Origin of the sequence: Thalassotalea piscium (assembly GCF_030295935.1) — a bacterium.
Taxonomy (GTDB): Bacteria; Pseudomonadota; Gammaproteobacteria; order Enterobacterales; family Alteromonadaceae; genus Thalassotalea_B; species Thalassotalea_B piscium.
Map to the genome: position 1 here is coordinate 2,603,401 of NZ_AP027362.1, position 21,690 is coordinate 2,625,090.

Consider the following 21,690-nt stretch of genomic DNA (forward strand, 5'->3'; position numbering starts at 1 on the left):
TCACGTCAATAAATAATGCCATCAAAGTAATTAATTAATGATTACTAACTTTAATTTTTTCAATTAAATTAATTGACTCAAAGGTAGAGTTCGTATCTATTCTAAAATCTAACTGCACCACGTTATCTTGCAACACTTTATAAGTGTCTGGTTTATATTTCCACTTTTCTATTGCTGCAATAGATTCTTTATTAAAGATGTCGTTGGGTATTGCTTGTAAGACACTTACATTTTTTGTACTACCATCTAAGTCAACATCAAACTTTAATAACACAGCACCTTCAATGCCTTCTTGTGCTGCTTTAAGAGGGTATCTAGGCTCGATACGAACAATAGGCTGTACATCAGAGGTTAATTTGCTTACCGACTTATTAGTACCACTGTCGATAGATGCACTTACTAATGCGCCATTTCCTGTTAAATTAGCGCCGGCAACACTCACACCTGAAACCAAAGTTAATGCAGTAACTGAAAGCAATGCCGCTTTTAACTTAGATCTTTTAGGGTTTAACTTAATATTATTAATACGCTCTAACATCATATTTTTATCTCCATAATTCATAAAGGATAATTGAGCAAAACTGAATATCGGTCTTGTACTTACTACCTTAATTAATGCTTTGCTGTAATTGATCCTGCTCTCAGTCTGTTTGCGCGCCAGAACATTATGGTCACAGGAAGTTTCTTGGTCACGGCAAAACCTCGCGTAGGCTATCCAAACCAAAGGGTGAAACCAAAATAGCGTTACAAATACATACGCGATTAGGTTCCAATAAATGTCATTGCGATCAAAATGACAAATTTCATGCGCCAAGATCAACTCTTGTTGTTCTTGGTCAAAACGTACTTCAAAGTCGGTCGGTAGAATAAGTAGCGGTTTCAAAACGCCCACCAATACGGGACTATTTACCGATTCACTCTGCCAAGCACAAAGACCTTCAGGTAAAACTGATTTAACCAACTGGGCTGTTTTTTCGTTTAAAGTGAGTAACTTAATATTTCGACGAAACAGAAAATAAGACGATGTGGCGAAAGTCAGCATAATAAACGAACCTACCAACCAAAATAGACTCCAATAATTAAAAGTATTAACTTCCCATTGAGATGGCGTAATAGTAAAAGTAGTTATAGCGCTACTTATTATCGAATTTTCAACTTCCCACTGAATAGGTAATAAATAAAACATCAGCCCTACAGGTAATACTAACCAAAAATAATACAAACTTTGGGCATCTATGTGCCTGCGCATTAATTTATGAACAATTAAAATCATTGTTAATAATATAGATAGAGGGATTAGCAGCGACTGCAAAAATTCAATCATTGTCTTGCTCCCACTGCGAAATAATTTTTTTTAATTCATCAATGTCATCTTTAGCTAATTGATTATGCTTAGCAAAGCCAGCTACTAAGGGTGATACTCGCCCACTAAATACGCGTTCAATTAAGTTTTTACTTTCTTTTGCCATATAGCTGTCGCGCTCTATTAGCGGATAATATAAGTAGCGTCGTTGGTCTTTTTCATACGCTAAAGCCTTTTTTTTAACCAGTCTACTTAATAATGTTTTAACTGTTTTTTCATGCCATTCTTTGGTTTTGTTTAAATGTTCAATAATTTCATTGGCACTTGCAGGATGTTTTTCCCATAGTGCCTCTAACACTTCAAATTCTGTTTTACTAATATCAGGCATAATCACACTCTCAAATATAAATAGAACAATTACAAATGTAATCGACAATAAGATTACACCTGTAATCGAAAAACACAAGCTTTTTTTATTTGCCTAAAAGATGACTCATCAGATTTTACAAACTCTGTTATAATGCGCTGGAATTTATGAACAGTATTTGGATAACACTTTGAGCAGCACTAATTTTTCATCATTACCCTTAAAAAAAGCCTTATTAGAGAACATTGAAAGCATTGGCTATCAAGAAATGACACCTATTCAGGCGCAAAGCTTGCCGGCTATTTTGCAAAACAAAGACATAATTGCTCAAGGGAAAACAGGCTCGGGCAAAACGGTTGCATTTGGTTTAGGGTTATTAAATAAACTTGATGTTAAACGTTTCTGTATTCAGTCGTTAGTGCTCTGCCCTACGCGTGAATTAGCCGACCAAGTTGCCAAAGAAATAAGAAAGCTTGCTCGCACCATCCATAATATAAAAGTGTTAACGCTTTGCGGCGGTTTACCAATGGGTCCACAAATTGGTTCATTACTGCATGGTGCGCATATTATTGTCGGCACCCCGGGGAGAATTGAAGATCACTTAAAGAAGAACCGTCTTGACTTATCAAATGTTAACTTATTAGTGTTAGATGAAGCAGACCGCATGTTAGAAATGGGTTTTCAACCTTCTTTAGACACTGTGTTAGAACATATCCCTGCGCAACGTCAAACGCTATTGTTTAGTGCTACCTTTCCTGATCAAATTCAAGAAATTGCTAAAAAAATCACTCAAGACCCTGTAATGGCAAAAGTTGAAGCCGCACACGACCAAAGCATTATTGCGCAACACTTTTACTCTGTTCCCTTTAGTCAACGGATAGATGCCATGCATATGTTTTTACAAAACCAGCAGCCAGAGTCGTGCGTTATCTTTTGTAATATGAAGAAAGACACGCTTGAGGTTACCGAGCAACTTACCCAGCTAGGCTTTAACGCCTTATGTTTAAATGGTGATTTAGAACAACGTGATCGCGAACAAATGCTTGTGTGTTTTACAAATAAAAGCGCTAACATTTTAGTTGCAACCGACGTAGCTGCACGTGGCCTTGATATTGAAGCGTTAGATTTAGTGATTAACTATCAACTGTCTCATGACCCTGAAGTACATGTTCACCGTGTAGGTCGTACTGGTCGTGCCGGTAGCAAAGGCATGGCGGTTAGCTTTTTTGATGAAAAAGATGGCAGTAAACTTGTTGCTCTTGAAGATTACACTAAACAAACAATTATTGAAGAAACTCTTCCTAGTGCCACACTCAATTATGACACGCCGCGCAAAGCAACAATGGTAACCATTAGAATAGACGCAGGTAAAAAACAAAAAGTACGTGCTGGCGACATACTCGGCGCGTTAACAGGTAACGACGGAATTAACGGTAAGTCGGTAGGAAAAATAAACTTATTTGATTTATACGCATACGTAGCTGTAGAAAAGTCGGCATTAAAACTCGCATTAAAAAAGTTAACACAAGGCAAAATTAAAGGCCGTAATTTTCGCGCATGGCAAGTTAAGCTGTAATCGGTCAATCTAGCTATATAAATTTTACATGAGCAGGATATTATTACTGCTCATTGAATAAGTTTTCGCTATAATAGCGCGCTTTTATTTTATTCACTTTTTCAAACAGGTAACACGCATGTCTGAACAACAGCAAGAAGTCGATTTACGTCGCACCTTCGCTATCATTTCTCACCCTGATGCGGGTAAAACAACAATCACTGAAAAAGTGTTACTTTTTGGTCAAGCACTGCAAAAAGCAGGAACAGTAAAAGGTAAAAAGTCAGGGCAACATGCTAAGTCTGACTGGATGGAAATGGAAAAAGATCGTGGTATTTCAATTACCACTTCTGTTATGCAATTCCCTTATAATGACTGTTTAGTAAATTTACTTGATACACCAGGTCACGAAGACTTCTCAGAAGATACTTACCGTACCTTAACCGCTGTAGATTCATGCCTGATGGTGATTGATGTAGCAAAAGGTGTTGAAAATCGTACCATTAAATTAATGGAAGTTACCCGACTGCGTGATACGCCAATTATTACTTTTATGAATAAAATGGACCGCGATGTGCGTGACCCAATGGAAGTAATGGATGAAGTTGAAGATATTTTAAAAATAAAATGTGCACCTATTACTTGGCCTATCGGCATGGGCAAAGGATTCAAAGGCGTTTACAACATAATGACTGATGAAACAATTTTGTATCAATCTGGCCAAGGTCATACTATTCAAGAGAAGCGTATTATTAAGGGCTTAAACAATCCTGAGCTTGATAAAGCTATTGGCGACTACGCCGATGATTTACGCGAAGAAATGGAACTGGTACAAGGTGCCTCGCACGAATTTAACATAGACGAGTTTTTAAAAGGTGAATTAACACCTGTTTATTTTGGTACAGCACTGGGTAACTTTGGTGTAGACCACATGCTTGACGGCTTAACTAAGTGGGCACCAAAACCTCTGCCTCGTGAAACTGACACACGTGTAGTCAATGCAGAAGAAAATAGTTTTTCAGGTTTTGTCTTTAAAATTCAAGCAAATATGGACCCTAAACATCGCGACAGAATTGCGTTTATGCGTATTTGCTCGGGTAAATATGAAAAAGGTATGAAAATGCGCCAAGTACGCATTAATAAAGACGTAAGAATTGCTGATGCCGTTACTTTTATGGCAGGCGATCGCGCTAATGTTGAACAGGCCTATGCTGGTGATATTATTGGCTTACACAATCACGGCAGCATTCAAATTGGTGACACTTTCACTGAAGGTGAAATGATGAAGTTTAGTGGTATTCCAAACTTTGCTCCTGAAATGTTTAGACGCATTCGTTTACGCGATCCGTTAAAAGCCAAACAGCTTCAAAAAGGCCTTATTCAATTAGCAGAAGAAGGAGCAGTACAAGTATTTCGACCTTTGAATAATAACGACATGATCGTTGGCGCAGTGGGAGTTCTACAGTTTGAAGTTGTTGTGCACCGATTAAAAAATGAATACAACGTTGATGCTATTTACGAGCCAATTAGTGTGGCAACTGCACGTTGGGTAGATTGTAGCGATAATAAAATATTTGAACAATTTAAACGAAAATCTAGCGAAAACTTAGCACTAGATGGCGGAGATAATTTAACTTATATTGCGCCCACTATGGTGAATTTAAATTTAGCGCAAGAGCGTTATCCTGAAGTTAAGTTTATGAAAACTCGCGAGCATTAAGCTTTATATTGTAATAATTTACTCTGATAAAATGATAGATATTTACTGTCTTTTTACAAAATCACTAAAGAATCTTTAAAATGAATATTAAACAACTACTAAGTGAAAAAGTACTAGCTGCTATGGTTGCTGCAGGGCTACCTGAAGATACTAACCCAGCAGTAAGTATTTCTAATCGTGCTAATTTTGGCGACTACCAAGCTAACGGGGTTATGGGTGCAGCAAAAAAGCTGAAAACAAATCCTCGTGAGCTAGCAACAAAGGTACTTGAACATTTAGAATTAAAGGGTATCGCTGATAATGTTGAATTAGCAGGTCCTGGGTTTATTAATATTCATTTAGACAAAGTATGGCTTTCACAGCAGCTTGACTCAATTGCTAACGACAAATACTTAGGTGTTACCCAACGAGGTTCTACAGCTGGTGAAAAAGCACAAACCGTTGTAGTAGATTATTCTGCCCCTAACTTAGCTAAAGAAATGCACGTGGGGCATTTACGCTCAACCATTATTGGCGATGCTGTTGTGCGCGCATTAGAGTTTCGCGGTGATAAAGTTATTCGTCAAAATCATATGGGCGATTGGGGCACGCAATTTGGCATGTTACTCGCGCACTTAAGCGACAAACTACAAGCCAACGAAGTAGCAGAAACTGCACTTGCCGACCTAGAAAACTTTTATCGTGAAGCAAAAATTCGCTTCGACAACGAAGAAGGCTTTGCCGATAGAGCTCGTGACTACGTAGTAAAACTACAAGGTGGCGATGCACACTGTGCAAAACTTTGGCAACAGTTTATTGATATTTCTATTACTCACAGTGAAGAAATTTATCAAAAGTTAAATGTTACCTTAACCCGTAACGACATTATGGGTGAAAGCGCCTACAACCCAGATTTACCTGTTGTTATTGATGAACTAATGACCAAAGGTATAGCGGTAGAAGACCAAGGCGCAAAAGTTGTTTTTATTGAAGAAATGGCAAATAAAGACGGCGAGCCTTCTGTATTTATTGTGCAAAAGTCTGGTGGCGGTTATTTATATGCAACAACCGACTTGTCTGCTTGTCGTTATCGTAGTGGTACACTCAACGCTGATCGGATTGTTATTTTTACAGATGCGCGTCAATCATTACACTTTAAACAAGTTGAAATAGTTGCACGTAAAGCAGGCTTCTTACCCGAAAGTGTTGGTTATGACCATTGCCCGTTTGGTATGATGATGGGTGATGACGGTAAACCATTTAAAACACGTACCGGCGGCACAATAAAACTTGCTGAACTCCTTGATGAAGCCATTGTTCGTGCCAAAGAAGTGATCAAAGAGAAAAACCCTGATTACGATGAAGCAACATTAACTGAAATAGCACATAAAGTTGGTATTGGCGCAGTAAAATTTGCCGACTTATCTAAAAACCGTACTAGCGACTATATTTTCAGCTGGAAAACCATGTTAAGTTTTGAAGGTGCAACTGCGCCTTACTTGCAATATGCTTATTCGCGCATTCAAAGTATTTTTACTAAGGCTGAGTTTATAAATAACCATACGAACAATGCTATTACTATTGTTGAAGCACAAGAAAAAGCCTTAGCATTAAAACTATTGCAGTTAGAGGATGTTATCGACGCAGTAGTGAGTGAATGTACCCCTAATTTATTATGTAACTACCTTTATGAACTTGCGAGCTTGTATATGAGCTTTTATGAGGCGTGCCCTATTTTAAAAGACGGCATAGCGCCTGAGGTTAAACAGTCTCGTTTAGCGTTATGCCAGCTCATAAGTAAAACACTTAAGCAAGGGTTAGATGTATTAGGTATAGACGTAATGGAACGTATGTAGAGGCAATATAATGCGCATACTTATTGTTGATAATGCCACCCATGCATTGCAACCGTTACAGCAAGCTTTTAAAGATAACCGTTGTCAGGTCGCTTATGTCGACAACGTGTTAGTTGCTGTAAAAACAATCAAAAAATATAAGTTCGACGCTATTGTTGTTATGGATATTTTAACAAGTAGCTCGGGCTTTGATTTATTGAGTGCATTAACACTTAAGTACCCTCAATTTATTCGTATTGCGGTTACTCAAGAAGAACAGCAGCATAAGTTAAAACAAGTCAGTCATTACCTTTATTCGTTGCCCTTATCGGTTGATACGATCACGACTAACTTACTTAAAGTCGCAGAACAGCAGAAAAAAATTACTAAAGAAATTATTGTTAAGTCGGTTGCAAATATAAAAACCTTACCTAGCCCACCAAAAGTTTACTTACAGCTTAATGCGATGTTAGCAAATGACTCGACTGACTCGCAAAAAATTGCCGATATTATTACACAAGACCCAGCGCTTACTGCCAAAATATTACAAATTAGTAATAGTCCAAGTATGAATACAGGTAAGCCGTTAAGTAATATTGCAGATGCTATCACCAAAATGGGGTTAGAAGCGCTAAGTTGTGTTGTTATGACCGCAGAGCTTTTTGCTTATGAGCCAAACATAAAAGGCTTTAGCATTATTGATGAACAGTTACATAGTTTAGCGGTAGCAAAATTTGCAGCTACGTTAGTTAAACCGCATCTAAAACAAACAACCTTGCTCGCTGGGTTGTTGCATGACATTGGCAAAGTAGTACTTTTTGAAATCGATCCTCAACTAACAAAAACTTATTTTTCAAACTGCTCTGAAAACATTGATAACCTTGCGCTTGAGCAAAAGGTATTTGGTACAGACCACTGTCAAATTGGTGGCTATTTATTGCACTGTTGGAATTTTTCTTATGACTTGATTAGCGTTTTGCTTAACCACCATAGTCCTGAAAAGTTACTGACAAACGAATTTGGCGCCAGTCAGGCTGTGTACTTAGCTAATTGCTTATTGAATAAACAACTACCACATAATAAATTTATTGAGCATTATAAGTTAACAGACAGCTTAGAGAAGCTACAAGCAAGAGCTGAACGTTTAAGTGTGAATTAAGAGGTCGAGCTATGACACCTTTCTCTTTTACCGATAGTCATTGTCATTTAGATTTTGCTGAATTGTCGCACCAACGCGAACAGTTACTACAACAGTGCTCTAAAGTAGGCATAAAACGTATTATTGTACCTGCGGTTTCCCCTAAAAACTGGCATAAAGTAATAAGGCTTGCCGATATAAATTTAACTAAAGCCGATTTACCGCAACTTTTACCTGCAGTAGGCATTCACCCTTGGTATTTACAAGGCCTTACTTTTCAAGATTTAGATAATTTAGCCTTAACTACTCAGCAAAATCTTACAAAAATAGTGGCCATTGGCGAAACCGGTATTGATGGTAAAATAGCGAAACAACAAGCTAATTTAGCTAAACAAATTGTATTTTTTAACGCTCATATTGAATTGGCTAATCAATGCAAGTTACCACTGATAGTTCATCATCGAAGCTCACACCCTGTAATTTATCAGCAATTGAAACAAACCCCTGCTCAATATGGCGGTATAATTCATGCTTTTTCAGGAAGTTATCAACAAGCTCGTCAATATATAGACTTAGGGTTTAAGCTTGGAATTGGCGGTACTATTAGTTACGAAAGAGCACAAAAAACCATTAATACCGTTAAAAAGTTACCACTCAATAGTATAGTGCTTGAAACCGATGCTCCTGCCATGCCATTGTCTGGCTTTCAAGGTGAAGCAAATTCGCCATTAAAAGTGATTAATGTGTTTAACTTACTTTGTCAGCAAAGAAATGAAAGCCCCGAAGAAATAGCACAAGCAATTGAAATTAATATTAATTCATTGTTAGCGCCCAATTAACGCTCAATGTAACTTCAAATATAATGTAGTGATTAACTCACTTTATTACTGTTTTTGTTTAAGCGATAACCTTGACGGCTAAAACGGTTTAATCCGCGGGTTAATAAAAACCCTACTAAGCCAGCTAAAATCATCATTAGCCTAATAATGTCATAATGCTCAAAATTAGCTTGCGATAACCTACTGGTAAAATACTCTCTTTCCATTGTTATTCGCAGGTAACCTTCAAAATTTTCGGTTCGTACATTAGCAACAAAGGGTAAGAACTGCTCACTCAAGTCGGGCTGATATAAGCTTATACCATAAAGTGAATTCATTGTTTTATGCTCAGTCGATGAAAGCAATAACTGCCCAGTTTTACCATAGTAGCTAATATCTTTTATCCATTCAGGCTGAGCCGACTCGTCAATATAGGTTTGAATATGCTGGGTCATTAATTGTTTGTCTGCCAATAACTCATTACTGATCAGAATACTTTGTAAGCCTCTATTTACTTGGGCAATATAGTCTCGGCTGGTTTGGGTAAAATTATGCTCTATGGTTTTCTCCATTGAACGACTGGCGTAGAGCCAAACCTCCATTAAAACAACAATAATCACAATCGCTATAGCTAATTGCATTATTTTATTATAAATAGATGATAATTTAGGGTATAAAGGCAATTCAGGTTGCTGCATAAATTACAAATGATTAAGTCGTGCCAATAAGTAACACTATAGAGGCTTATGAGACGAATATAAATATTATCAGCAAATAAAGTTTATTTACTTCTTCTATTTAAGGTTAGTTGGTATTTATGTCGGTATTACAATTTTCTTTGAACACAATTAATGGCCAACAACTACAAGATGTTATTAGCCCAAGCTCAAACATTAATTTACTACCTCTGGCATTTTCTTTTACTGACAACGAGTTATCCCTAAGCTCAGCCAAACCAGCAAGTAGTAAAGTCGAACTAGTAGTGATGGGTGACATATTAGTATCAATACTACATACAATATTTCGCCAATGTTTATTAAATTCGCCAACATTAACAGCGATTAACTTTCGTAACCAATTACACAGTTATCGCTTTACGGTTGATTGTGATGATCTTGAATTAGCTCGGCATGCATTAGCTAATTTAGCATTAGATAATGCATTTGAAGCCGCCATAATTAACGCTGCGCCTAAGTTATCTTTGCCTGGTTTATTGGTAATGGATATGGACTCTACAACAATAAAAATTGAATGTATTGACGAAATAGCCGTACTTGCAGGCGTTGGAGAGCAAGTTGCAGCGGTCACTGAATTAGCAATGCAAGGTGAGTTAGATTTTGCCCAAAGTTTACATCAACGCGTAGCAACGTTGGCTAATGCACCTGAAAGCATTATTGCTGAAGTAGCTAAAAGCCTCCCTTTAATGGAAGGTTTAGAAACGTTAATATCCGCACTTAAACAACATAATTGGCGTGTGGGTATTGCTTCTGGCGGGTTTACTTATTTTGCTGATCATCTACAACAATTATTGGCATTAGACGACGTTAGCGCTAATGTATTAGAAATTAATAATGGCTTACTTACCGGTAAGGTGCTTGGTAAGGTAATTGATGCACAAGCAAAGGCCGACTATTTGAACGCCTTACAACAAAAATATCAATTAAACCCTAGCCAAACAGTAGCCATGGGCGATGGCGCAAACGACTTAATAATGATGAATGCAGCAAGCTTGGGCGTTGCTTTTCATGCAAAGCCCATTGTGTTAAAACAAGCCGATTGCTCAATTAATTACCATGGTCTTGATTACTTACTACACTGGTTAGCGTAAATTTAAAGTTTATTCTTCTACGGGTATCACTTGGCATCGAAGCATAGCTTCTTGAGTGATATCCAGTAGTTGTACCACTCCTGCAACACTCCATATTTGCTGCTCTAGCTGTTTACCTCTGTGTATAGCGTAGCCACTAATATAACTTAGCTCAGGGTTTAAATACTCCATGTCAGGCCTATCTGTTCGCGATAATTTCACTTGAACACATAAAAAGTCGCCTTTTTTTAATGCTTCATGAATAAATTGTTTTTTTAACGCTTGCGTTGGTAGTTCAGATCCTAACTTGGTTGTTACCGCTTGATCGACAAAATCTTTGTTTGTGTTTATTGAAATATATAGCACGTCAACAATTGGAATATCTCCAGCCTTCACTTTTTTCAATGTAGAATGCATTAATGTTGTAGCTTGTAAGTTATTAAGTATTGGATACAAGTTATATAAACGGCTTCTATCACTAAGTTGAGCACAGTAATTGATCAACTTTTCATGTTCAGAATTACAAGTGATCACTTCAATTTTATAGCGACTACCACTCGTTTGTATGATTAACGAGGGTGTCATTAAACTTCTGCTATAAATATTACGTAATGCCTTCCCTAGTTCGGGGTTCATCATTGCGTATTCGTCATGTGTGAGCTTTTCTTTGTTCTTCTCTATTAATGCTTTAAAAAAAGATCGACCAATATGTTTATGCTTTGCAACATAAACACGTAAATTAAGCGTATTCTTCTTTTTATTTATGCGAATAACTTCGTAAGGTAAGCCTTTCAAATCAAAAGTAGAGGTGATCTTTTGTAGGTTAGGAAAACTCACTTGTAAAATATCACCATTTTTTAATGTTGACGGTTTATCTAGGGTAAGCTTCAAGCCTGACGCTGAAAAATCTTCAGACTTTCCAAGCCACTTTATTCCCGCTGATTCAGCGATAACCGGTGTTTTATAAAAAAAGCGAGATTCAGTACGTTGATTTTTGTAATTAATACCAACATCTTCAACTACCAACCCTTGTGTTAATCGTTTATGCCCAAAACTTTTAAGCTTTGTTGTATTTATTTGATCTGCTGAAAGTTGCTTGTACTCATGTAAAGTTTCATTATCTGATATTTCATTAGCAACAACGAGGTAACTCAAGGTTTCAATGCTTTTTTGAATATCTTCCGGCGGTAATGCATTTAAATATTGTGTTTGTTTATCATCAATATTCGACAGTGTTAATGGTGAATGGCTATAGTCTGAATCGACTTCAAGGCCCGTTAGTTGAGTAATATTAAAATCAGACTTATGTGATGCAAAACCTAAAAAGTCTGCCATAAAGGTTTTATCTTCACTCAATTGAATATTATCTGCTGTATAAAAATAACTTTTACCCTGACTTTGATGGATAAAACTATACACATACAAAGCATGACCCGCTCTTTGTGCACGCTTAAGCCGAGCAAGACGCTCTGGCGTTATTAAATAATGTAAAGTAGAGGTGTTTCTCTCATCCTGCCAATACTGATAAATACTCTGATTATTGTGGCAAGTTAATGCATACTTCGGCAAAGTTACGCCGTTTACGTCGTGCATAAATATAGGTAATTCATTAGACTTAGGAACAGAAAAATGTTCAAAAGTGCGCGATTGCAGTGCTGCAATAGTATTGTCTAGGTTAACTTTGTATCGGCGTTTGCTACATTGAATAAAATTAACTAGAAACTTTCTAAAGGTGTCTCTGGCTTCATCGCCTACATATACCCTTTGCACACCAATAAATTGATGATTTTCAGCTTGTTGAATATTCATTACTTCATAATCGAAATACTGCTCATCCTTAAACGGAAACTCTTCTTCTAAGCCTTTAAAGTAAATAGTAATCACTTGATTTACTTTAAGTTCATGTGTTTTACTAAACCTAAACTTACAACCGTTAGCACTTATGTCTGAGCTAACACCATCATACCCCTTGTCACCCTTAAGGCGCACGCTGATAGGAATAGCAAAATTCATTCGCTCTTCTTTACGGTCAAAATAAGGGCCATATTGGTATAGTTTGGCCGGATACTGTGTTTTTTCTAAAATTTTAGTTTTTGTAAATGTATTCGCTACTGCAGGGGTTTGCTGTGGATTTGATTTTTCATTTTGATACATTACCCGAAAATTATTTTCAGTGTTCATTAGCGCTTCATAAACACCAAAAGTATAGCCGCCATACAAGGCAACATTTTCTTCAAATAGTTTTATTGCTACGTCATCAATAAAGTGTACGCGTCCTTCATCTTCATACGGACGGCACACACCATTTACATGCCCTCTTAAGTCAATTAAGCGAGTACAAGGGTTTGCTAAGCGTTTAATTTCCATTTTTAGTAGAAAACGCTCAGTCTTATCAAGGGTTTTAGTCGCTTCAGCAAATTTTGATTCAAAATCACTCGATGAAACCGCGCCTTTAAAATCATCAATAATATGCTGGTGTTTAGAAAAATCTTTATTCATTTATGCCTAATTATCATTACAATAGGGTGATAATAGTTAGTTAGGTTATTATAGATTATCTACTAAAGGGCTCACAAGTATTGCGCCAAGGTAGATTAACTAACTATTTAATAACGTTAACTGATACTAGATCTATTAAGATATTTCTCGCTCAGCAAAAATTAAAAGGCACAAAAACAACGCATTAATTTTAAATTACGGTTACGCTCATATTAAAAATTAATAGCACTACTTACAGTCTTTTAAACTTGTTCTTAAGAGCTAATTAAGCGCTGAGTTGAGAATAAATTTATTAGAGTTGGTATTATTAAGCAATAACTATACCTTAAGCATAAAAATATGGCTAAAAATAAAACCGCCTTTGTTTGTACTGACTGTGGATCTGAGTATTCACGTTGGATGGGGCAATGTAACGACTGTAAAGCATGGAATACTATTTCAGAGTTTAGGCAAGCTAAAGCACCTGTACGCGCAGGTAATTTTTCAGGTTTTGCTGGAGCAACCCAAGCACAAGTTCAAACTCTTGACACTATTGATCTTGCCGACCTACCAAGATTTTCTTCAGGATTTTTAGAGTTTGATCGTGTTTTAGGCGGCGGAATTGTGCCCGGCAGTGCAATTTTAATTGGCGGAGAGCCAGGCGCGGGTAAAAGTACGCTGTTACTACAAACAATGTGCGCGCTTTCACACTCAATGTCTGCGTTATATATCACTGGGGAAGAGTCTTTACAGCAAGTTGCAATGCGCGCTAACCGTTTAGGCTTGAAAGCTGATAGCTTGAAGCTACTATCTGAAACCAGTGTTGAAAACATTTGTCATATTGCCGAAAAAGAAAAGCCTAAAATTATTGTTATAGACTCTATACAAGTAATGCACATGGCTGATATTCAGTCAGCACCAGGTAGTGTATCGCAAGTACGTGAAGCTGCGGCTTATTTAACTCGCTTTGCTAAGCAACATCATGTTGCCATGATATTAGTTGGTCATGTTACTAAAGATGGTAGTTTAGCCGGGCCAAAAGTATTAGAACACTGCATTGATTGCTCGATCATGCTTGAAGGTAGTACAGACTCAAGATACCGAACATTGCGTGGCAATAAAAACCGTTTTGGCGCGGTAAACGAGCTTGGCGTTTTTGCCATGACAGGTACAGGCTTAAAAGAAGTTAAAAACCCCTCTGCCATCTTTTTATCACGTTCAGAAGAACAAACCGCTGGCAGTGTTGTAATGGTACTTTGGGAAGGAACTAGACCTTTACTGGTAGAAATTCAAGCGTTAGTTGACCACTCACCACTGGGAAATCCTCGTCGTGTGGCTGTGGGCGCTGAGCAAAATCGACTCTCTATGCTACTAGCTATTTTACATCGTCACGGTGGATTACAAATGAATGACCAAGATGTATTTGTTAACGTAGTAGGAGGAGTAAAGGTAACTGAAACAAGTATAGATTTAGCACTCATTTTAGCGCTTGTTTCTAGCTTTAGAGATAATGCTTTACCCCATGACCTAGTTGTATTTGGTGAAGTGGGACTTTCAGGCGAAATTCGCCCTGTACCAAGCGGACAAGAACGAATTTACGAAGCGGCAAAGCATGGCTTTAAACGTGCTATTGTACCTTTTAATAATTTACCCAAACAAAAAATAGACGGAATGGAAGTGATAGGTGTTAAAAAACTTAGCGATGCATTAGATGTAATTTAACAAATACTTAACGTTAATTTTAGTACCAGGCTTGTAATGAAAGTTTATCATTACAAGTCTCACTTTAACCTTATACTTAGCCAATAACTATCACTCACCTTTCAAATAAAGCCAATTAACTCAGAACAGTTGACTTTATCAACCATCTAGACAAAATGGTTGCGAGATAATTTATAATACCAATCCACATAAGAAAGTGGTCGCTTAGCGATAGTTTAAAGGTTTAGAGGCAAGGCATTGATTGATGAGAATGGTTATTCTCGGGTCAAAGTCAATAACGCCACTTCTATGCCATTAGCACTCGTCTAGCGGAAACGCATGGGCACCATGAGAAATGCACACAATATGATTGATGTAGAATAACTAAATCTACTCATATTTTGTTTGTTCTAATGTCGCTCGTGTCGTTCTAAGTGAGCCCTCTTTCTGTACAATTGTATAACTACTTATAACAATATGAGAATTTTAATGAAAAAATCTTTAATTGCGCTTTCAATCACAGCTGTTCTGTTATCAGCTTGTGGTGACAATAAGCCAACATCAGTTGCAGAGACTAAAACAGCAAAATCAGAACAATCAAACACTCAAGCAGCACAAAAAGCAGAATTAGGCAGTTTTGGCGTAGATTTATCAGCACGCAATGAAGCAGTTAAACCCGGCGATGACTTCTTTATGTATGCCAGCGGCACTTGGTACGATAATTATGAAATGCCAGCAGATAAAACGCGCTTTGGCGCTTTTACCGCTTTAGCTGAGCGTAGTGAAAAACAAGTTAAAGAAATTATTGATGATGTGACTTCTCGCTCAGACTTAAACGCTGATGAACAAATGATCGCAGATTTCTACAATAGTTACATGGACACTGAAACTATTAACAAGCTAGGTTTATCACCAATTCAAGCAACGCTTGATGAAATTGCCGCAGCATCTTCAATTAAAGATATCACCAAGATTTTTGGCGCATCATGGTTAAATGGCACAACTAGCCCAATTGGTGGTGGCATGTGGTTTAACCGATTAGATGCAGACAAATATGAAATGTCTATTGGTGCTGGTGGTTTAGGTATGCCAGACCGTTCATACTATTTAGAAGAAAGTGAACGCTTTACTAAAACGCGTGCCGCTTATGTCGCGCATATTGCTGAAATGCTTGCCTTTGCTAAGGTAGAAAATGCTGAGCAAAAAGCACAAGCAATTTTAGCTTTAGAAACGAAGATTGCAGAAGGTCATTGGCCACGCGAAAAACGCCGTAATCGTGATTTAACATTAAATCAGATTAAGCGTACTGAACTCTCTTCAGCCTACCCTAATTTTGACTGGGAAACATATTTTTCAGAAACTGGTTATCAAGTTCCACAGGTAAATATTTCTCAACCAGAACCTATCAAAGCAATGATTGCATTATTAAATAACGAAGATATTAACGTTTGGAAAGATTACATGGTTTACCATACGTTAAAAAATAATGCCTCTTACCTTCCAGAAGACGTTTATGCCGCCAACTTTAAATTTTATGGCACAGAATTAAGCGGTCAAATTCAAGCGAAACCTCGCTGGAAAAGAGCTGTTTCGCAAATGTCAGGTACTGAATCTTTAGGTTTTGCTATTGGTAAAGTTTATGTAGCACGTTACTTCCCTGAATCATCAAAACAACAAATGGCTGATTTGGTTGATAATTTACGTAAAGCATTGGGCGAGCGTATTACTGGCTTAGAATGGATGAGTGAAGAAACTAAAGTTAATGCTCAAGAAAAATTAGCAGCCTTTAACCCTAAAATTGGTTATCCAGATGTATGGCAATCTTTTGATGGTTTAACTATTTCAAGTACTGATTTAATGGGCAACTTGCAAAACTTACGCAAGTTTTTCCGTAAAGACAGTGTGGCAAAAGAATTAGAGAAAACAGATCGTAATCGTTGGGGAATGACACCACAACGTGTAAATGCTTATTATAACAGTTCATTTAATGAAATCGTTTTCCCTGCCGCTATTTTACAACCGCCATTTTTCGATCCTAATGCAGATCCTGCTGTTAATTATGGTGGTATTGGCGCTGTTATTGGTCATGAAATGGGCCATGGATTTGATGATCAAGGATCAAAGTCTGACGCTAAAGGTGTACAACGTAACTGGTGGACAGATCAAGACAGAGAAGCATTTGACGCAAAAGCAGATGCACTTGCCGCTCAATACAGCCAATATGAACCCATTCCAGGTAACTTTGTTAATGGAAGAAACAGCTTAGGTGAAAACATTGGCGATGTTGGTGGTTTAGCGATGGCTTACCATGCATACAAATTAAGTTTAAATGGCAAAGAAGCACCAGTTATAGACGGTGTTACCGGTGATCAACGCTTCTTCTTGGCTTGGGCACAAGTTTGGAAAGAAAAACGCACCGAGAAAAGCATGTTAAGCCAACTAAAAGGCGGCACGCATGCGCCTGGTCGATTCCGTGCACAAGCACCAAGAAACCACGATGCATGGTACAAAGCATTTGATGTTAAAGAGGGTGATGAACTTTATTTAGCACCAGAAGAGCGTGTACGTATTTGGTAATAACGCTCGTCTTTAGTAGGGCGTATTAAACTTTACTATAAAAAAATAAAAGGCTGCAGTTGCCTGTCTCTTGATCACATTTTCAGATCAAGAGATTGGGCTAGTTCATAGCCTTCAAGGATGGTTTGCAATTTAAACCATCCTTCCCATAATCGCTCCCACCCGACACGGCCATTACGTTTTGAATCGTGCCAACCCGCTAACTTCCCAAGGTTAATGTAAGCCCAATACAGGCTTGGTGCCGTTGTCGGTGGTTTTGATTTTTCTCGTTTTGTCCATAGCAACTTCCACGCTAACGGACTTAAAACCGTTTCACAACTATGCTTTTCTGCTTCTTTCTTATTAAGGCCAAGGTAACGAAGTTGATGAAGGCGTGCGGCAATAAACGCTAATATCACAATCACCTTTTCTAAATTGTCTTTACTTTGCATACGTAAATCTTCTACTTGAGTACCGCCGCTTTTCCACGCTTTGTGGAACTCACTGAATAAATGGATCAGATCACGTTCTGTACAATAAGTTCATAAAAAAATCCCTCGATTTTTATCGAGGGATTTGTGTAGGAAAGACAGGCAGTTGCAGCCTTTTTTAATATCTGCAGATCACATTTATAAACCAGATATAATACCAGCTTCATTAATTAAGTGATCTACTTTAAACGTAGTAGTTGACTGTTTTAGCCAGTAGAAATGTTCACATAATTATTGAGATTGGTATTACTACTCTGGCTCATAATCTAAATTAGCGGATAACCAGCGTTCAGCCTCGGCTAGAGTCATGCTTTTACGCGTGGCGTAATCAACGATTTGGTCTTTAGCTATTTTGGCTACAGCAAAATACTTACTGTCTGGATGCGCAAAATACCAACCACTTACCGCCGCACCGGGCCACATTGCGTAACTTGAGGTTAGCTCCATGCCTATATTTCCTTTCACGTTAAGTAAGTCCCATAGCAGTCCTTTTTCGGTATGTTCAGGACACGCAGGATAACCTGGCGCAGGACGTATACCTTGATACTGTTCACGGATTAATGAATCATTTTCAAAGTTTTCATCCGGTGCATAACCCCAATACTCTTTTCGAATTTTTTCGTGCAAGTATTCAGCACTTGCTTCAGCTAAACGATCTGCCACCGCTTTTAATAAAATGCTATTGTAATCATCGTGATCCGCGTCATAAACCTTCACTAATTCATCAACACCAAAACCTGCCGATACCGCAAAAGCACCCATGTAGTCTTTTATCCCTGATGATTCGTCAGCAACATAGTCAGCTAAACAACGGTTGTATTGACCTGTTGGTTTCTTACTTTGTTGTCTTAATTGATGCAAACGCATACGTTCATTTGAGCGCGTTTCATCATCGAAAATGATTAAATCATCTTCTACTCTTTGCGCTGGAAATAAACCAAATACGGCTTTTGCCTGTATTTTATTTCCCGAAATTATGTCGTCAATCATCGTATTGGCATCGTTAAACAACTTAGTCGCTTCTACTCCGATCACTTCATGTTTTAATATTAATGGGTACTTGCCCATTAATTGCCAAGTCATAAAAAATGGCGTCCAATCAATATAGTTTCTTATGATATTAAAATCTAATGACTCTAATACGGTTACGCCTAATTTGTTTGGCACTTTAGGCGTGTAGTTGTCGAAGTTAATTGGCACACTATTCGCTCTAGCTTCTTCAAGTGTAATTAAGCTTGAGCGTGGCCCTTTTTTATAATGTCTTTCTCTCACCCGCTTATATTCGTCAGCTTGTCGCTCCATAAATGCAGGACGAAATTCATTTGACAATAAATTGCTAACAACCGATACCGATCGCGAAGCATTGGGCACATAGACAACGGGATGATCATATTGCGGATCAACTTTTACCGCGGTATGCGCTTTAGAAGTAGTTGCACCACCAATAAGTAACGGTAATTCAAAGTTTTGACGCTTCATTTCTTTGGCTACGTGCACCATTTCATCTAACGAGGGGGTTATAAGCCCCGACAAGCCAATAATATCAACATTCTCTTCTTTGGCGACACGTAATATATCTTCACAAGACACCATTACACCTAAGTCAACAATATCGTAATTGTTGCACTGCAACACTACGCCAACAATGTTTTTGCCAATATCATGAACATCACCTTTCACCGTTGCCAGTAAGACCTTGCCGTTAGAAGTAATTTCAGTTTTTTCATCTTCAATAAATGGGTTTAAATAGGCCACTGCTTGCTTCATTACACGCGCAGATTTTACCACTTGCGGTAAAAACATTTCGCCAGCGCCAAATAAGTCGCCTACCACATTCATACCGTCCATTAATGGGCCTTCGATAACATCAAGTGGTTTTGCTGCCTGCAACCGTGCATCTTCTGTATCTTCGATAATAAATTCATTAATGCCTTTGACTAATGAGTACTCTAAACGTTTAATAACAGGTAACTCTCGCCAGGTTAAATCGGCTTTATTATCTACGGCACCGGCTTGGCCACGGTATTTTTCTGCAAGCTCCAATAAACGTTCAGTTGCACCATCGTCATTGTTTTGAATAACATCTTCTACGGCAGTACGTAAATCGTCTGGAATATCTGAATAAATAGCAAGTTGCCCTGCATTAACGATCCCCATATCCATACCGCTTTTTATCGCGTGATATAGAAAAACAGCATGAATAGCTTCACGAACCGCATTATTCCCTCGAAATGAAAATGAAACGTTAGACACGCCACCAGAGATCATTGCATGGGGTAAGTTTTGCTTAATATCTGCAACGGCTTCGATAAAATCTACCGCATAATTATTATGCTCCTCAATACCGGTTGCAACAGCAAAAATATTAGGATCGAAGATAATATCTTCAGCAGGAAAATTAATTTCCTCAACTAAAATTTTATAAGCACGTTGGCAAATTTCAAATTTACGTACCCTTGTATCTGCTTGACCCTTTTCATCAAAAGCCATAATAATTACTGCGGCGCCATATCGGCGCAGCAATTCAGCTTGCTGGCGAAAATTCTCTTCCCCTTCTTTTAAACTGATAGAATTAACTACACCTTTACCCTGAATGCATTTAAGCCCTGCTTCTAAAATTTCCCACTTAGAGGAATCAAGCATAATTGGCACTTTAGCTATATCAGGCTCACCAGCAATTAAGTTAAGGTATCGGACCATAGCGGCTTGAGAATCAAGCATGCCTTCATCCATATTTATATCAATTATTTGCGCACCATTTTCTACTTGCTGTAAGGCTACCGAAATTGCTTGTTCATAGTTTTCTTCAATAATTAAACGCTTAAATGCTGCCGAGCCCGTGATATTTGTTCGCTCACCTACGTTTACAAAGAGGCTATTTTCATCAATTGTCAGTGCTTCTAAACCAGAAAGCCGACACGCAATTGGACGAGGTAAAATGGCACGCGGCTTAACATCTTTAACCGCTTCATACATCTGTTTAATGTGTTCAGGTGTAGTGCCACAACATCCGCCAATAATATTTAAAAAACCCGATTCTGCCCACTCTTTAACGTGAGACTTCATCTCGTCTGAACCTAGATCATATCCACCAAATGCGTTAGGTAAACCAGCATTAGGATGTGCAGAAACTGCAAAGTCTGAGATTCGGCTTAACTCTTCAACATACTGTCTTAGCTCAACGGGTCCAAGCGCACAGTTAAGTCCAAATGAAATAGGTTGTGCGTGGCGTAAAGAATTATAAAAAGCTTCGGTAGTTTGTCCTGTTAGTGTTCTTCCTGAAGCATCAGTAATTGTGCCTGAGATCATTACCGGCAAACGATAGCCTAACTGCTCAAAAACCACCTCAACAGCGAAAATAGCTGCTTTTGCATTTAAGGTATCAAAAATAGTTTCAAGTAATATGATGTCTGAACCGCCCTCAATTAATGCAAGGGTTGATTCGATATAGGCATCTTTCAACTGATCAAAGGTAATATTGCGAAATGCTGGATCGTTAACATCTGGTGAAATAGAACATGTTCTATTCGTTGGGCCCAACACACCTGCAACAAAACGAGGTTTTTCGGGTGTTTTTGCCGTATATTCATCAGCCGCAGCTTTAGCTATTTTAGCCGCTTCTCTGTTTATTTCAGCACTTAACGACTCCATGTCGTAATCTGCCATAGCAATAGTGGTCGCATTAAACGTATTGGTTTCAATAATATCTGCACCAGCTGCCAAGTATTCACAATGTATATCTCTAATTACCTGTGGCTGAGTTAAGACAAGTAAATCATTATTACCTTTTACGTCGCTATGCCAATCAGCAAAACGTTCACCTCTGTAATCTTGCTCTTCAAATTTATACGCTTGGATCATAGTGCCCATAGCACCATCAAGTATTACTATCTTTTTAGCAAGCTGCTGCTCTAATAAGGAATATGATGTAGATTTTTTCAT

13 protein-coding genes and 1 pseudogene are annotated in these 21,690 nt (G+C 38.0%); 8 read left to right on the plus strand and 6 right to left on the minus strand.

Annotated features, from left to right (window positions below):
- Positions 1–34: 34 nt before the first annotated feature.
- Both QUD79_RS11440 and QUD79_RS11445 read right to left on the minus strand, forming a co-directional pair.
- Positions 35–1,324 carry a M56 family metallopeptidase gene (locus QUD79_RS11440; protein ID WP_184426305.1) on the minus strand — a complete coding sequence of 430 codons (1,290 nt, stop codon included), beginning with the start codon at positions 1,322–1,324 and terminating at the stop codon, positions 35–37.
- The gene (locus tag QUD79_RS11445; RefSeq protein WP_184426307.1) at positions 1,317–1,691 is read right to left on the minus strand and encodes a BlaI/MecI/CopY family transcriptional regulator; all 375 of its coding nucleotides are present in this window, start codon (positions 1,689–1,691) and stop codon (positions 1,317–1,319) included. The genes QUD79_RS11440 and QUD79_RS11445 overlap by 8 nt, the downstream gene beginning before the upstream one ends.
- 169 nt (positions 1,692–1,860) lie before the next feature.
- On the opposite strand from QUD79_RS11445, the gene dbpA reads away from it, so the two are divergent.
- From dbpA to QUD79_RS11470, 5 genes are all read left to right on the plus strand, one after another.
- Positions 1,861–3,246 (plus strand): ATP-dependent RNA helicase DbpA, encoded by a 1,386-nt coding sequence (dbpA, locus tag QUD79_RS11450; RefSeq protein ID WP_184426309.1) that lies wholly within the window; start codon positions 1,861–1,863, stop codon positions 3,244–3,246.
- Positions 3,247–3,364: 118 nt separating this feature from the next.
- Positions 3,365–4,945, plus strand: a complete 1,581-nt coding sequence (prfC, locus tag QUD79_RS11455) for a peptide chain release factor 3 (protein ID WP_184426311.1) — start codon at positions 3,365–3,367, stop codon at positions 4,943–4,945.
- An 80-nt stretch (positions 4,946–5,025) separates the two neighbouring features.
- The gene (argS, locus tag QUD79_RS11460; protein WP_184426312.1) at positions 5,026–6,780 is read left to right on the plus strand and encodes an arginine--tRNA ligase; all 1,755 of its coding nucleotides are present in this window, start codon (positions 5,026–5,028) and stop codon (positions 6,778–6,780) included.
- A 10-nt stretch (positions 6,781–6,790) separates the two neighbouring features.
- Positions 6,791–7,918, plus strand: a complete 1,128-nt coding sequence (locus QUD79_RS11465) for an HDOD domain-containing protein (RefSeq protein ID WP_184426314.1) — start codon at positions 6,791–6,793, stop codon at positions 7,916–7,918.
- Between the two features lie 11 nt (positions 7,919–7,929).
- Complete coding sequence (locus QUD79_RS11470; RefSeq protein ID WP_184426316.1) at positions 7,930–8,736, plus strand: TatD family hydrolase; 807 nt, start codon at positions 7,930–7,932, stop codon at positions 8,734–8,736.
- Positions 8,737–8,768: 32 nt separating this feature from the next.
- Here QUD79_RS11470 and QUD79_RS11475 read toward each other — a convergent pair whose 3' ends face one another.
- Positions 8,769–9,413: an AhpA/YtjB family protein gene (locus tag QUD79_RS11475; RefSeq protein ID WP_184426318.1), complete on the minus strand. Its 645-nt coding sequence runs from the start codon at positions 9,411–9,413 to the stop codon at positions 8,769–8,771.
- 119 nt (positions 9,414–9,532) lie between these two features.
- On the opposite strand from QUD79_RS11475, the gene serB reads away from it, so the two are divergent.
- Positions 9,533–10,543 (plus strand): phosphoserine phosphatase SerB, encoded by a 1,011-nt coding sequence (gene serB, locus QUD79_RS11480; protein WP_184426320.1) that lies wholly within the window; start codon positions 9,533–9,535, stop codon positions 10,541–10,543.
- Between the two features lie 9 nt (positions 10,544–10,552).
- Here the strand turns inward: serB and QUD79_RS11485 are convergent, their stop codons facing one another.
- Positions 10,553–13,021, minus strand: coding sequence for a PilZ domain-containing protein (locus QUD79_RS11485; protein WP_184426324.1), 2,469 nt, complete (start codon positions 13,019–13,021; stop codon positions 10,553–10,555).
- Between the two features lie 339 nt (positions 13,022–13,360).
- Between QUD79_RS11485 and radA the strand changes: the two genes are divergently transcribed.
- Both radA and QUD79_RS11495 read left to right on the plus strand, forming a co-directional pair.
- Entirely contained in the window at positions 13,361–14,722 is a 1,362-nt protein-coding gene (gene radA, locus QUD79_RS11490; RefSeq protein WP_184426327.1) for a DNA repair protein RadA, read from the plus strand.
- Between the two features lie 468 nt (positions 14,723–15,190).
- On the plus strand, positions 15,191–17,278 hold the full coding sequence (locus tag QUD79_RS11495; protein WP_184426329.1) for a M13 family metallopeptidase: 2,088 nt from the start codon (positions 15,191–15,193) through the stop codon (positions 17,276–17,278).
- A 74-nt stretch (positions 17,279–17,352) separates the two neighbouring features.
- Here the strand turns inward: QUD79_RS11495 and QUD79_RS11500 are convergent.
- Together QUD79_RS11500 and metH are read right to left on the minus strand one after the other, a co-directional pair.
- A pseudogene (locus QUD79_RS11500) lies at positions 17,353–17,769 on the minus strand (IS4 family transposase); the annotation flags it as partial.
- Positions 17,770–17,997: 228 nt separating this feature from the next.
- On the minus strand, positions 17,998–21,690 hold the full coding sequence (gene metH / locus QUD79_RS11505; protein WP_184425775.1) for a methionine synthase: 3,693 nt from the start codon (positions 21,688–21,690) through the stop codon (positions 17,998–18,000).

Coding starts and splice junctions, on each gene's coding strand:
- QUD79_RS11440 (WP_184426305.1), bottom strand. CDS start 1,324: ATGATTGAATTTTTGCAGTCGCTGCTAATCCCTCTATCTATATTATTA.
- QUD79_RS11445 (WP_184426307.1), bottom strand. CDS start 1,691: ATGCCTGATATTAGTAAAACAGAATTTGAAGTGTTAGAGGCACTATGG.
- prfC (WP_184426311.1), top strand. CDS start 3,365: ATGTCTGAACAACAGCAAGAAGTCGATTTACGTCGCACCTTCGCTATC.
- argS (WP_184426312.1), top strand. CDS start 5,026: ATGAATATTAAACAACTACTAAGTGAAAAAGTACTAGCTGCTATGGTT.
- QUD79_RS11465 (WP_184426314.1), top strand. CDS start 6,791: ATGCGCATACTTATTGTTGATAATGCCACCCATGCATTGCAACCGTTA.
- QUD79_RS11470 (WP_184426316.1), top strand. CDS start 7,930: ATGACACCTTTCTCTTTTACCGATAGTCATTGTCATTTAGATTTTGCT.
- QUD79_RS11475 (WP_184426318.1), bottom strand. CDS start 9,413: ATGCAGCAACCTGAATTGCCTTTATACCCTAAATTATCATCTATTTAT.
- serB (WP_184426320.1), top strand. CDS start 9,533: ATGTCGGTATTACAATTTTCTTTGAACACAATTAATGGCCAACAACTA.
- QUD79_RS11485 (WP_184426324.1), bottom strand. CDS start 13,021: ATGAATAAAGATTTTTCTAAACACCAGCATATTATTGATGATTTTAAA.
- radA (WP_184426327.1), top strand. CDS start 13,361: ATGGCTAAAAATAAAACCGCCTTTGTTTGTACTGACTGTGGATCTGAG.
- QUD79_RS11495 (WP_184426329.1), top strand. CDS start 15,191: ATGAAAAAATCTTTAATTGCGCTTTCAATCACAGCTGTTCTGTTATCA.
- metH (WP_184425775.1), bottom strand. CDS start 21,690: ATGAAAAAATCTACATCATATTCCTTATTAGAGCAGCAGCTTGCTAAA.